Here is a 12,423-nt window from a genome sequence, read left to right on the forward strand (position 1 = left end):
AGCTTAGAAAAATTAAATGATTGTCTGGTAAAGTAATTACATTAGGTTTAGTATTAACATCATTAAAGTTTATATTATAAACCTTGTTATCAAAAGCTTTAGGTAAATAATTTATATTAAAACCTTTAACATAACTACTATCTACATTTCCTGATATAATTAATTGATTTATAGTAGGATCATGAGCTTTTGTAATTTTTTCAGAATCAAAACTTTCTAATAGAAATTTATACACTTCAAATTCTATATCATTCAAATCAGGTATAGAAAGTGTATTTTGATCGTTTATATATAATTTAATTTGTTTATTATCATTATCTATTTTGTAGCCAACAATTTTAGCAAGTGCCATAATTTGATATTTTAGTTATTAATTGATATAGTTTATCTTCTTGTTATTGTTTTCGCCTCAGATTTATAATAATTTTCGATTTCTACTTTATAGGCTTTCACTTCGTCTAAGTCTGAAACTTTGAATTTTTTACGATTGGTAACTTTTAAAAACTTTAGATGGTAAGCAACAAAAACTTCTAAAGGAAAAACTGTTGTGCCTGGAGAAGACATTTTCAATAATGTTTGGTATTCTTCTTTGGCAACATCAAAAGCAAGTTTATAAAATTCTCTTTTACTTTGAGATTTTTGAACAACAATAGCAGATATAATTGATAGTAAGCCAGCTATTAAAGCACCTATTATGACATAAATTTCTTTAGATATTTCCATCTGTTATTTTAATAAGTTATCCCAATAATTTATCGCAATTTTTACTAGATCATCTACATCTATTTGTTTATTATCATAATGCACAGTTAATCTAGAAACATCAAATTCCTTTGAAAAGGTACTACTAAATGGACCAGAATGAACATCAGTTTTCTTGATTTGAGCCTTTGGTCTTGATAAAACTTTATGCTTAAATGTATTAACTAGATCATGTAAAATTTTAAATTCTGGGCATTTAGCATATAAGTCTTTTCTAAATTTTTCTTTGGTTAGTGATGAATCTAATTTTTTATTTTCTTCTAATACCCAATCAGTAAGATGCCATGCATCAGAACATGTTTGTTCTGCTAAAGATATATTTAACGGCTCTTCTAGTAATTTATCATAGTTGGATTTTAAAGATTTTAAGCGGTCTTTAGCTGTGTTTATGCCAAACATATCTATAGGTTTTATTTCTAGAAAGGTTTATAAGTTATAACAGATGTTCCTTCAATATTATTTGTCTGCTGTCCTGAAAGACGATAAGTACTTCCGTCATAATTTATATTTATATATTCAGTCATAAGCGTCATTGAGATTTCAATTAAATTTTGAGAAAAATTTGTTTGAAAAAATGAATTTATTTTTTCTACTGTATTCAATGAAACTATGATTTGTTCATTACTATCTAATATGTTTACTGTAACCATACTTTTAGATTATTAATTTCTGTTGTGATGACCTGTTGATTTAGCTAATTTGCTTTAATTATACTCTAGTGATTCTTGAATCATTAAATAAAAATGAATACAATTCTTGAGCTTCTTCAAGTGATATAGGTTCTTCAATACTTAATACGTCTAATAATGTATCAAAGGAAACTAATTTACCAGTATCAGACCATTTAAATAAACCTTGTTTTAGCGTGTCTTTAATTGCTCTAATAGTAGTATCTTTTATTAACTTATCTTTATCTATGTTCATAGGTTTGATTGTATTTAAATTGAGCTGTCTATAAAATAGAATAGTTTAGTTTTTATAGAATTCTATTTCATTGTTGTCAATTGTTATAAATAGCTCTTTAATAACATTTTTTGACATTACGACTGTGTTTTTACTAGACTCAAAATTTATAGATAATTTACGTTTACCAATGGATAGTAAGTAATTCAAATTTTCAATATAATTCAATTTTGAATCTAGATCTTCTTCTATTTTTTCTGACAAAAGATGAATTAATCCGTGAGAAAAAGTTGCTTTGAAAGCGGATTGATTTTTCTTTATATCAAGATAATATTTGGTTACAGTATCAGGAGTAATACCAATCCATAACCCTTGTATATCTTCTAATTTAATTGAGTCTTTTACCATCGATTATTTAAACGTTATTTTATCTAACTTTTTAATTTGACATTTGTTATAAACCTATTCCCATGTTCTGCGTGCCAATACTTTTTCTTCAGGCCCTACAACATTGGTATAAATAGCTGTTGTTTTAGTGTCTGAATGTCCCATCCATTTCTGTAGAGTGCTTTCAGGAACTTTTTTAATTATGGCATTTATACCAAAAGCATGTCTCAAGCCTTTGGGCATTCTGTGTTTCCCTTCAGGGATTCCTGCATTAATCATTAATTTTTTAATGATCTCGTAAGCGTGCTTACGATTCCAACTCCATAGCGGTTGGCTAGCTACATTTTTTTTACTCTTTTGTTTGCTTCGCAAATCAAAAGCGAGCACTAATGTATTTATCAGTTCTGGAGGAACTGGTACAGAACGAAATACATCGTCTTTCCTTTTCTTTAGAGATCGTAAGACAATTTCCTCTTGATCGATGTTAATTCTTGAAGGGGTAATCTCCAAAGCTTCAGAAATTCGACAACCTGTATAAGTAAGTGTTTCCGCAAAAGTGCGATATTTAATACGCTCCTTTTTTACATGTTCTAAAAACTGTTTTCTTTCTTCAGGGGTAAGATATAATCTATTTCCCTCCTTATCATACAAACGCATTTCCTCCATACCTCTAATATACAAAAATCGGACATTACTTCTGTATAATGTCTTTTTTTTAACAAAAACAATAGTTGCTAAGTCAAATAATACACATCTTAGAGCTGTACTGGACACAAAAAAATCGGACATTATTGCCAATAGTGTCCGATTCCTATTCTAACTGGAGAGATTTTAATCGGTAAATCTGTTACGGATATCCTCAAATGGATGCAATTTTTATTATCTATATTTAACCACATACATGTATTGGGGCTTTAGAGGAAATTTTTTAATTATAAAGATGTATGGAACATCCTGTCGAACATATAAGACTGATTCAGAAAAAAGCAGTAGAACAAGCTCCAGAACGTCTTAAAGAGTTCTTAGCTCGTACCTATCGATTAGGTAATGCTAGCTTTATATATCATCAAAGCTCAAAAGAATTTGAAGCTGATGAAAGTGATTATCAGCAATGGTTATTATCTATAGAAGATAAGGGATTTCAAAAACAGATGAAGGAGGAAGGTTTTGAAAAAGGAAAAGCGATTTTAGCTTTTAAAAGATTCGTAAATGAAAAATACAATATAGGTTATGACGCTTTTTTAAAAGAACATTTATCAAAAGAAGATTATGAGTATCATAGATCTGTTGGTGGACGTTTAAAAGAGAGAACATAATAATCGTAGTTTCGCCTCCTTTTTTATAACAATTTCTTGTTTAAAAAAAATAAAATCAATCGATTAAGAAAATTTTGTAATGATTTAAATACTTGTATATTTATTCATATGAGAAAGAGATAATTATAACTGTACGGGTATAGACTCATAAATGCTAGTACTTTAGAAGGATATAACAAACCATTAAATTTTATATCTTATGAAGTCATTTAGTCTTTATTCCGTTTTATTATTAACTTTTTTAATCATTGGATGTTCACCTGATAAAAGTGACACAGAAACTAGAAATGAAGGAGAAGTCTACACTGTAGAAACATTTTCACCTTATTACAGTAAAACAAGATTAGATCAAAAAAGGAATAGATAATTAGCTATGGATTTAAAGGCACGTATTATAGGAAAGTATGAATATCATAGTAGTACTAAAATGCGTGTCTTTGGTTCTTTTATAGCAGCCTTAAGTGTCATTCCTGCAATTTCTCATTTCTTTTTTTTTAATGCACCTGATGATGTACCTTTTTTAGATCATAAAAATATCTACAATTTTGTAGTTGGGTTTAGTAATCAAATCACATGGTTGATGCTCGTATTTGCTGTATGGTGTAGAGCATATTTCATAGGAACTCTTTTTCCTCTTTTCTTAATCATTTTCAACTTAGTAGAAGTATTTTCATATAATCTGAATGAAAACCTCATTTGGAATTTATGCATTGCTGTTGTCTGTTTTACACTTATTCTATTGCTTAGAAAAGGAATATTTGAGGCTAAACTTTTTGAATCTGAAAGTGAGGAGAAATTAATGGAGATAGAGAGTTTCATGAAAAAGATAAAAGAACGTAATGGTGAATATGTTTCACGTTCGGAGTTAAAGGATTTTTTAAATAAAAACGGAATTTCATTGAAAGATGATGAGTAATATAAAGTTAAAAGAGAGAAAGAATATTCAAGAGTTAAAACAGCGGTTTTTCAATTTTCTTCAAAGATTTACCCTATTTGATATTCGTAGAGAGCGAAGCAAACGAAATACTGACATTGAAGAGACTTGTGATACCTTGCTGTATGATTTAGAGATCCTTTCTCAAAGGAAGGAATTGATTGCTATGCAAGTAGAAGAAGGCGAAAAGGAATTAAAACATATACGTTTGCTGGTTAAAGAAGAAAAACAAAAACTTATTGAATATAAAGAGCTAAACAACGCTTTTGGGCAACGGGATGAAACGTATAAAGTACTAGTTCAAGACTTGGAAGCTTATATAAAACCAAAAGCTAAGCATTAATTTCATAAGAAATTTATTCTCTTTTTTCTATCCTATTTTTTTGAATCAAATAGCTTTTTTGCTACTTCCATTCCCTTCTTATGTCCGATTGCTTCACGTGTTTCTAAAAGGTTTCGGAAGACATCTTTTTCATCTAATAGATGTCTATAATGCCTAATAATATAAAGACATGCTTCAATATCTTCTTCTATAATTTTTCCTTCTCTTAACCTAGATAATGAAAGAGGAAGTTCTTCTTCTTTTTTCTCAGATGATTCAAGGGAAGGTTTTTCTGTGTTTATAGACACATTAGAATTTTCGTTCTTTAATATGAACTTATCGATATAAAAATTCAATACACCAATAGTCGTATTATGAGGTTTTTTCGATTTTCCTCTCAGTATTTTTTTAACACCATTTTCTGAGATTACTCCTTTGGGTAGATCATTAGCGATTTTATAAGCTTTGATATCATGTGAGTTTATAATGGCTATTATTTCGTCTAGTTCCCTCATTTATAATATAAAATACCATAACTTTTTTGCAGAACTTTATCTGGTTTTAAATAAAGTTCTGTAAATTTGTTATGGTTAATTCTTGTTTTGTATCCATTCAAATATAACTAAACTTATAGAAGTTGTCAATGTTTGAAACTCTTATGAAACAGTTTTGATTCGATGTGAATACAGTTACTTAATCAATATTGCTACGAAATTATGTCAGAACATTTAGATATCTCAATTCTAAGAGAAAAATTTATGACCGTTTGGTCAAATTGCCCTCCAGATGTACAAATAAAGATGGTAAGCATTTATTCTTTAGATACTGTCAATACTATTTTAGATAGTAACTCAATTGTGAATTATGATGTAATTGTAAACATATTAAGAGCTATTGAAAATGAAGCTGGAGACTTAAACTTGCTTATCAATCACTCAGAAAGAAGAAAAATAATACCTAGTAATACCAAAGGCCCTTATATGGCAGGTAAAATCATTGTACCTGCTTGGAATTATATAAGCTTTTTAAGGTAGAGCTGATAAAACAATATAACGATATGGTTAAAGCTACCCTTATTGTGTTTGAAACAGAATATCCAATCAAGAATCCTAATAAAATGATCCTTTCAGGTTCTCCTAGATTCGTTGAAAATATATTGGTTCCCTCCTATTGCGACTTATATCTAGTACTAGATAAAAACAAGGACACTTTTACATTGATTAGAAAATTATTATCTCCAATATATCAAAGGATATCAGGGACATTACGTATATCTGGATTAGAAAATGATGGAGAAACCTATGATGTGGAATTTTCTGATGTAACACTAGAAAACTATACAGAGTTCTACGATAAAAAAGAAGCTCGAACCGAAATGTATTTAAAACCTAACGTTATTAAAGTAGGAGGAATCATTTATGAGAGTGAGGAAAAATGTACTGAAACTAAAACATTAAAAAAAGACTCTAAGGATAATATTCAGGAACACTATTTTGGGCTTAACTAAAAAAGCTTCGATGTATATTTTAGTGGGGCTGATATAAAGTTGGTTTGTTATATACGAGCGATCGCCCCTTCAAAAACCAATGATAGCCCCACTATTTTTGATGCTGTAGAAATACTTATACTTTGTATAAGTTACCCTCATTTCTGCAGCTCTTTTTTTTTATAATACCAAATTAATTGTATTCGGCATAAAAATTTACACATTGTTTTCAATTGTGTAAGCTTTCATTTTTTCATGGTGTCGAACCAGGATAAAATGACATCTTTTTGTAAAGAAGCAAAACAGATCGGTACGCCCGTACGGGCTTGGCTATCAATTACTATTTAGGCAAAGTTCAGCTCGTTCAATTTACTTCAGAAAGACTACGGCATAAACCACTCCTTTGGTCATTTTTTATTCCGTTTCCTTCCCTTCTAAAATCTCATCTTTCGCTGCCATGACGCATAAATAATAATTTTAAATCTATTCAAAATGAAAAGTTTATGTGACTACGTTTCAAAAAAACAATCTGAACTATTTAAAACAACTGGTACTTTTTTTGCCTTTTCTGGTCAACAATTTGAAGAAAGTCGAATTAAAGGAGAAAAATATACTCAGTTTCCTGGAGGTATGTTTTGCCTTTCAGAACACGCCGATACCCTTTTAGAAGGTTTAAAACAAATTCAAAAAGAAGGGATTCAGCAGGATCTTGAAGAAAATGGAGTTGATAAGATCATCGTTAGAGAACTCTACAACTACGAGACATTTTTAACCTACGATTTAGCAGATGTCATCGAGGCTTTGGAAGATTATCCAATAACTAAAGAGCAGATCGAGTTAGCCTTTGAAAAAGAAAAGGGCAACGTTGATTGGGACAACTACTAACCTCTTAAGGCTTTTTCTCCTGTGCCTTTAAAACAGGAGTTTTTCTCACCTTAAAACATACAAAAATGCTTCTTAAAAATATTCCATCTCATTTAACTAAAGATTCTAAGAGTACCGTAACTACTCATGGAATCAGCTATGAAATTTCCTTTACTTTTTTGCCTTTTACCAATAGTGAAACCCAAGAAAACTATTTAAATACTGAGGTTAAAGATCTTCTTACTCCTATATTTCATTTAGAACTTAATGCTATAGATATAGAGGAATCTATTTATCGATCTAACTGGATAATGCCAGGGCAGATCTTGTGGTTCATAGAGCAACATCCTGATTCAGATAATATCATGGATTTGGCAAACCTAGTTATAGAAAGCCTTAAATATGAAGAGCGTATCGAGGAGTATGCAGAAGTTAAGAAACAACGTTTATTACGAGATTCGCAGTTAAGCCTTTTTTAAGGCTTTTCTGAATCTTGTTTTAACCTTTCTAAAACCTTTTTTAGATGATCGGCAGCATATAGATGATCGTCTGCTTCTAAACAGTTTATGGCTGCTTGAAATCCTTTCATAAAGGATATACTAACCATTGTATTGAAGCTCAAATAGTATAGTATTATTTCTCTAATTCTTTTTATCACAGCCATATTTTTATAGCCATGAAATAAATACTTTTTAACCTAGAGTTATTGTGGAAAACCACAATGAAATAGAATAACACTATGAATTTGATTTAAGGGGGCAGTCTCGCCAAAGTTCCGCCCCCTCGATCAAATATTAATAATCCTATAAAAAATTATAGAACTACGGGGGCAAAAATAAGCATCTTTAACCGTCCAGCTTCTAGAGTATACTTGAATACCTCATATTAATTCCTCTTTCTGTACTACTATTTTATTCGGGGAATTCTTTGCAATGGGGATCTAACCCATCTCAAAGAATGTTCTTTTCGGTAAAGAACCAAAACGACAGCGGTCTCGTTCCACGTCCGCAGCTTCTCCTTTGGTCACTTCTGCAGACACTACACGAGGGAACTTAATCAATATAGGTACGAAGATCAGCTCGCCGTATTTACCAATCAAATTTATCTGCATAAAAAATGGCATGAACCCTCTTCGACTTCTCAGGGGAACCCATCCAATTTTTCACTTGAAAATTTGAGCGAAAATCCGGTCTAACACTGGCATGAGTACAAATATTGTTTAATTAAAATTTTTTAAAATGAAGAATTTAGAAATTCAAAAAATCGCATTGTCAACTATTAGTGTAGACGAAAATCAGCCAAGAAAGACCTTTAATCAAGAAAAATTAGAGGAATTATCAAAAAGCATTAAAGAGCATGGTGTGATAGAGCCAATTACTTTAAGAGCTCAAGGAGATGGATTTATTATCGTGATGGGAGAACGTAGGTACAGAGCAAGTCTACTAGCTGGATTAGAAACCATACCTGCAATGGTTAAAGAGTTTGAGGACAAAAACATTTTAGAGCTTCAACTTATCGAAAACCTACAAAGAGAAGATGTAGAACCTACCGAAGAAGCAGAAGGATTTGCCAAACTAGCTGAAAAATTTAGTGCACAGGAAATTGCAAATCGATGTGGTAAGACTGAAAACTTTGTAAAACAACGTTTAAAACTAGCAGGACTAATCGAAGGTTTTAAGGTGTTTGTAAGAGCTGGTGAAATGACATTAAAATTAGGTGTTGCTGTGGCGTTATTTGAGCCAGAAGAGCAAGAAATTATGTTAGAGAGTTTAGAGAATGGATTTAATGAGAATCTTATAAAAAGAATGATTGAGCAACATGCAAGTGATTTAGAGAAAGCTCCTTTTTCTCTAGAAGATGAAAGTTTAATAGCTACTGTAGGTGCTTGCAATGTGTGTCCTTTTAATGCCGCAAATCAAGGCAATTTATTTGGTAATGGTAAACAGGTGTGTACGAAATCAGTATGTTTTGAAGCTAAAAAACAAAAGGTATTGTCCAACTTAATTGACTATGTAAAAGAGGAAAATATCTTACTGATACCGGATGTTAGAAGTTGGTATTTGGATCAACCAAAAAATCAAAACGTATTAAGCTTAATGAAGACTAAAGGCTTAAAGATCTACCTACTTGATAGTATCGAATATCTTAAGAAGCCAGTAAAGCCTACTAAGAAAGCCATTAAAGAAGATTGGGAAGATTATGACTACTCCAAAGAGGAGTTACAAGAAGAGTACGATGCTCAGATTAAAGATTATAATGAGGAGAAGGAAGTATATGAACAAGCGCCTTCTAACGGATATGTAAGTGGTTTACTTCTTAACACGAATACTTATAAATTCAATCCTATTCTAGTGAGATTAGAACAAGATGAGGAAGAACAAGAAGAAACATCTAGTGACTATGTTATACCTCGTTCAGAGAAGAAAATGGCAGATCAAACCCCAGCGGAACAAATTGAAACGATTCAAGAAAAAGAAATCCGTAAAAAGCAATTGCAGCATGATAAACAGTTTGCAGAAGTAGTAAATAAAATCCAAGACACAGACTATATCAATAAAAATGAAGCGATAAACGAAGATGAGATAGCAGCAATAGCAATATCTCTTTATTATAATAATATAGGTCATCTAACAAGGATTGGTAGTTTTAAAGATTTGGAAATCATAATTGCCGGAGCTAAAGCAGATAGTACGGTAGAAAAATTCAATGCTATCAAACAGTATTTTGATCTAAATATGCTTTATAAGCTACTACGTCAATTGTTAGTGCAGCAAGTAGACACTCAATGTAGGAACCATACTAATACTCTTACTAATGCTGCTTTTTATGATGTGATGCAAAAAACCTACACGAAAGAATTAGACGAAATTCAGAAAGTGTATACCAATGCAGAGCAAGCAAGAGAAAAACGAATTGAGGAGCGTATTACAGAGTTACAAAAACAAGTAGCTGATACATTAGTCAATGCATAAACACTTAAGGAGTCTATTACAATAGGCTCCTTTTTAATTTTTTACACCATGAAACCATTTTTCTATAAAGATTTAATGATAACTCCTAAACGAAAATTTACCTCACTGGAAAGAAAGATAGGAATTGGACTGCCCTTTAGTTCTATAGGGGTTAGCAATTATGATTCCCGAAAAGATGATATTTTTTGGAGCTATAAAGAGTTTTACAGTTTGGCCCAAGAAGCTGGAGCTGGAGAAATTGATGTTTTTGAATATAAGGGAATGGAAATTGTTCCCTGTCAAAATGAACTTTTTCATTTAAAGTATAAATAATTTAAAGTAAGATATGATGTGTTTTCTTTCAGGGAAAGCACATCTATTTTTTTGTGCTTAGTTCCATGAGCATTGCTATTTGCAACTTGTTCCCCTTGTTCTCCCTTTGGTACTTTGGAAAGTACAACATGATTTCCTTTAATTGAAAGTTACTATAAAAAACGGTCTCGTTCACGTCCGCAGCTTCTCCTTTGGTCACTTCTGCAGACACTACACGAGTGGGTTAATCAATATAAAGTACGAAGGTCAGTACGCTGTATTTACCAGTCAAATTTCTCTGTCTAAAAAATCGGAACCCCCTGAAGGTTTCCCCCAATTTTTCACTTGAAAATTTGAGCGAAAATCCAGTCTACCACTGGCATGAGTACAAATATTGTTTAATCTAAAATTTTTATTATGTATTTAGAAAAATTAAAAAAAGATGAAGTATTTGTTACTTGTGAAGTGTTAAATTTCAAAGGGTTAACGGAGTTCCAAACCAGGAGAGGTTATGACAACGTAATTGTTTCAAATAGGAAGATTGTAAATGTAGTATCTAATTCTTACGGGCATATTACTAATGAGATGTTATTTAAAAAAGCAGAGGAAATGCTAATTGATGCTCAGATTAAATATCAAAAGCAAACCATTAATAGAGCTGATCGTTCCTTTATCACTGATTTTATTATTGATGATACATCACAATTTACAGTGAAGAATGATAAAGATGTTATTCTACCTATGCTACGTTTTAAAAACTCTTATGATGGTAGCGAAAAAACTTCAGGTCATTTCGGTTTCTACAGAAAAGTGTGCTCTAATGGATTACATATTTCCGACGCAAAAATTGAGTTCTCTATACGACGTACAAAGAATAACACGATGCTTTTAATGCCGAAAATGAAGGAATTATTTCAGAAGTTTTTGGATAACGAATTTTACAAAATCACGCATAAATTCGATAAGATGAAATCTATTAAACTTATAGATACTAAAGAATTTGTGAGACAAGTTTTGGAGGAAACAAAGCTATTTAAGTACGAATGTAGCGACAAGAATTCAGATCCTTCCAAAAAGTCAAGAAGAGTTCTGGAGATCTTGGATAACGAATCAATTCTACTGAACGAAAAACCTAATTTATGGTTAGGTTACAATGCGTTTAATGCAGTACTTCACAACGATTTGAAAAAGAGCTTTACCAAACAAAAACAATTAGATAAAGAGCTTTTTGAGGAAATATATGCAATGGCATAATCTATTTTAACCGGTACAACATGTATCGGTTTTTTTAGTCCTCCCACCCACCCCATTCAAACGCCATGTGGCTTAATAGTAGTGGATATTATGAACTGGAAAATAAAAAACCACCCAATTCAAGGTGGTTTTTTACTACTTTACGTGCGTGTATATATACACGAGCTGACTCACTCGGATTTAAATATACAATTGTTAAGTTGTTTTATTTCAGGGTTTTTCCTGTTTCTGGTTTTATTTATCGCATTATATCTTCAAAAAACATAAAAAAGCACAGCACATATTAAATGTGCCATGCTCGTTTTCTCAGGGGTGAGGGTAAGAAAACTAAAATTGTATCTTTTCATCCTTTAGCCTGTAAAAAAGACCCTTACTTAAGAATACACTTTCGTTATATTTTATAATATCATAATTGGAATCATTGTCACCTACCATTTCATATAATGAAGGTGTCTGAATAACTTCAAAGGATGGTTCTATTTCTCTCAAATGAATATTTTCTGAGACTTCTATACTATAATATAAATAGTAGGTGTATATCTGATTATTATGGAGTAAAGGAAACGGGACAAATTGGTGTTTTGGTAGTTTAAATTCTTTAAGTATGTTTTTTAATAGCTTACTAACTAGAATAATTGATATTGATTTTGATACTACATAAAATAAGTCCTTTAACTCATTAGAATTTTGTATGAATACTAAATCACAGTAGATTTCTTTTCCTATTTCGTTATAAAATATAGATATAGGTTGTTCCAAAAAAACAACAGATAAATCCTTATCTGAAGAATTTAGATTTAAATAGTTCATAACAATTTTTTATAATAGAAAGCCCCTACTTTAGACCTATATTGAGGGACTTTCATTTGTCAACTAATTTGAATTATGAGATAATTAATTGATATGTGAATTAGTTTTTATTGATTAGTAAC

Annotated in this window: 20 protein-coding genes; 11 read left to right on the forward strand and 9 right to left on the reverse strand. The window is 31.0% G+C overall.

The features are described 5' to 3' along the window. The 7 genes from BVC87_RS19495 to BVC87_RS19525 all read right to left on the reverse strand — a co-directional run. The coding region (locus BVC87_RS19495; RefSeq protein WP_143569850.1) for a hypothetical protein at window positions 1–352 on the reverse strand (352 nt) is incomplete at its 3' end. 32 nt (window positions 353–384) lie between these two features. Next, on the reverse strand, window positions 385–723 hold the full coding sequence (locus tag BVC87_RS19500) for a hypothetical protein (RefSeq protein WP_075344086.1): 339 nt from the start codon (window positions 721–723) through the stop codon (window positions 385–387). Window positions 724–726: 3 nt separating this feature from the next. Then, window positions 727–1,161 (reverse strand): hypothetical protein, encoded by a 435-nt coding sequence (locus BVC87_RS19505; RefSeq protein WP_075344087.1) that lies wholly within the window; start codon window positions 1,159–1,161, stop codon window positions 727–729. 17 nt (window positions 1,162–1,178) lie between these two features. After that, a complete protein-coding gene (locus BVC87_RS19510; RefSeq protein ID WP_075344088.1) occupies window positions 1,179–1,412 on the reverse strand; it encodes a hypothetical protein in 234 nt (77 codons plus the stop codon). Between the two features lie 58 nt (window positions 1,413–1,470). Continuing rightward, window positions 1,471–1,686: a hypothetical protein gene (locus tag BVC87_RS19515; protein ID WP_075344089.1), complete on the reverse strand. Its 216-nt coding sequence runs from the start codon at window positions 1,684–1,686 to the stop codon at window positions 1,471–1,473. Between the two features lie 45 nt (window positions 1,687–1,731). After that, window positions 1,732–2,073, reverse strand: coding sequence for a hypothetical protein (locus tag BVC87_RS19520; RefSeq protein ID WP_075344090.1), 342 nt, complete (start codon window positions 2,071–2,073; stop codon window positions 1,732–1,734). A gap of 54 nt (window positions 2,074–2,127) precedes the next feature. Then, window positions 2,128–2,841 (reverse strand): tyrosine-type recombinase/integrase, encoded by a 714-nt coding sequence (locus BVC87_RS19525; protein WP_200799213.1) that lies wholly within the window; start codon window positions 2,839–2,841, stop codon window positions 2,128–2,130. A 155-nt stretch (window positions 2,842–2,996) separates the two neighbouring features. Here BVC87_RS19525 and BVC87_RS19530 point away from each other — a divergent pair, with 155 nt between their 5' ends. The 4 genes from BVC87_RS19530 (at window position 2,997) to BVC87_RS19540 (ending at window position 4,645) form a co-directional block, all read left to right on the forward strand. Then, a complete protein-coding gene (locus BVC87_RS19530; protein WP_075344092.1) occupies window positions 2,997–3,368 on the forward strand; it encodes a hypothetical protein in 372 nt (123 codons plus the stop codon). 199 nt (window positions 3,369–3,567) lie between these two features. Then, window positions 3,568–3,735 carry a hypothetical protein gene (locus BVC87_RS23535; RefSeq protein ID WP_159439392.1) on the forward strand — a complete coding sequence of 56 codons (168 nt, stop codon included), beginning with the start codon at window positions 3,568–3,570 and terminating at the stop codon, window positions 3,733–3,735. Between the two features lie 6 nt (window positions 3,736–3,741). After that, window positions 3,742–4,284 carry a hypothetical protein gene (locus BVC87_RS19535; protein WP_075344093.1) on the forward strand — a complete coding sequence of 181 codons (543 nt, stop codon included), beginning with the start codon at window positions 3,742–3,744 and terminating at the stop codon, window positions 4,282–4,284. Next, complete coding sequence (locus BVC87_RS19540; RefSeq protein ID WP_075344094.1) at window positions 4,274–4,645, forward strand: hypothetical protein; 372 nt, start codon at window positions 4,274–4,276, stop codon at window positions 4,643–4,645. The genes BVC87_RS19535 and BVC87_RS19540 overlap by 11 nt, the downstream gene beginning before the upstream one ends. A 32-nt stretch (window positions 4,646–4,677) precedes the next feature. Here BVC87_RS19540 and BVC87_RS19545 read toward each other — a convergent pair whose 3' ends face one another. Further along, the gene (locus BVC87_RS19545) at window positions 4,678–5,139 is read right to left on the reverse strand and encodes a hypothetical protein (RefSeq protein WP_075344095.1); all 462 of its coding nucleotides are present in this window, start codon (window positions 5,137–5,139) and stop codon (window positions 4,678–4,680) included. A 201-nt stretch (window positions 5,140–5,340) separates the two neighbouring features. Between BVC87_RS19545 and BVC87_RS19550 the strand changes: the two genes are divergently transcribed. The 7 genes from BVC87_RS19550 (at window position 5,341) to BVC87_RS19580 (ending at window position 11,491) form a co-directional block, all read left to right on the forward strand. Next, a complete protein-coding gene (locus BVC87_RS19550) occupies window positions 5,341–5,658 on the forward strand; it encodes a hypothetical protein (protein WP_075344096.1) in 318 nt (105 codons plus the stop codon). Window positions 5,659–5,681: 23 nt separating this feature from the next. Then, on the forward strand, window positions 5,682–6,131 hold the full coding sequence (locus BVC87_RS19555) for a hypothetical protein (protein WP_075344097.1): 450 nt from the start codon (window positions 5,682–5,684) through the stop codon (window positions 6,129–6,131). A gap of 471 nt (window positions 6,132–6,602) precedes the next feature. Next, window positions 6,603–6,995: a DUF7659 family protein gene (locus BVC87_RS19560; protein WP_075344098.1), complete on the forward strand. Its 393-nt coding sequence runs from the start codon at window positions 6,603–6,605 to the stop codon at window positions 6,993–6,995. Window positions 6,996–7,060: 65 nt separating this feature from the next. Then, window positions 7,061–7,453: a hypothetical protein gene (locus BVC87_RS19565; RefSeq protein WP_075344099.1), complete on the forward strand. Its 393-nt coding sequence runs from the start codon at window positions 7,061–7,063 to the stop codon at window positions 7,451–7,453. Between the two features lie 759 nt (window positions 7,454–8,212). Continuing rightward, complete coding sequence (locus BVC87_RS19570; RefSeq protein ID WP_075344100.1) at window positions 8,213–9,946, forward strand: ParB/RepB/Spo0J family partition protein; 1,734 nt, start codon at window positions 8,213–8,215, stop codon at window positions 9,944–9,946. A gap of 48 nt (window positions 9,947–9,994) precedes the next feature. Then, window positions 9,995–10,258, forward strand: coding sequence for a hypothetical protein (locus BVC87_RS19575; RefSeq protein WP_075344101.1), 264 nt, complete (start codon window positions 9,995–9,997; stop codon window positions 10,256–10,258). 396 nt (window positions 10,259–10,654) lie between these two features. Then, complete coding sequence (locus BVC87_RS19580) at window positions 10,655–11,491, forward strand: DUF932 domain-containing protein (RefSeq protein ID WP_075344102.1); 837 nt, start codon at window positions 10,655–10,657, stop codon at window positions 11,489–11,491. Window positions 11,492–11,818: 327 nt separating this feature from the next. On the opposite strand, the gene BVC87_RS19585 is transcribed toward BVC87_RS19580, so the two are convergent. Then, window positions 11,819–12,301: a hypothetical protein gene (locus BVC87_RS19585; RefSeq protein ID WP_075344103.1), complete on the reverse strand. Its 483-nt coding sequence runs from the start codon at window positions 12,299–12,301 to the stop codon at window positions 11,819–11,821. Between the last annotated feature and the right edge of the window lie 122 nt (window positions 12,302–12,423).

It is taken from the genome of Tenacibaculum agarivorans (genome assembly GCF_001936575.1).
In the GTDB taxonomy this organism is placed as follows: domain Bacteria; phylum Bacteroidota; class Bacteroidia; order Flavobacteriales; family Flavobacteriaceae; genus Polaribacter; species Polaribacter agarivorans.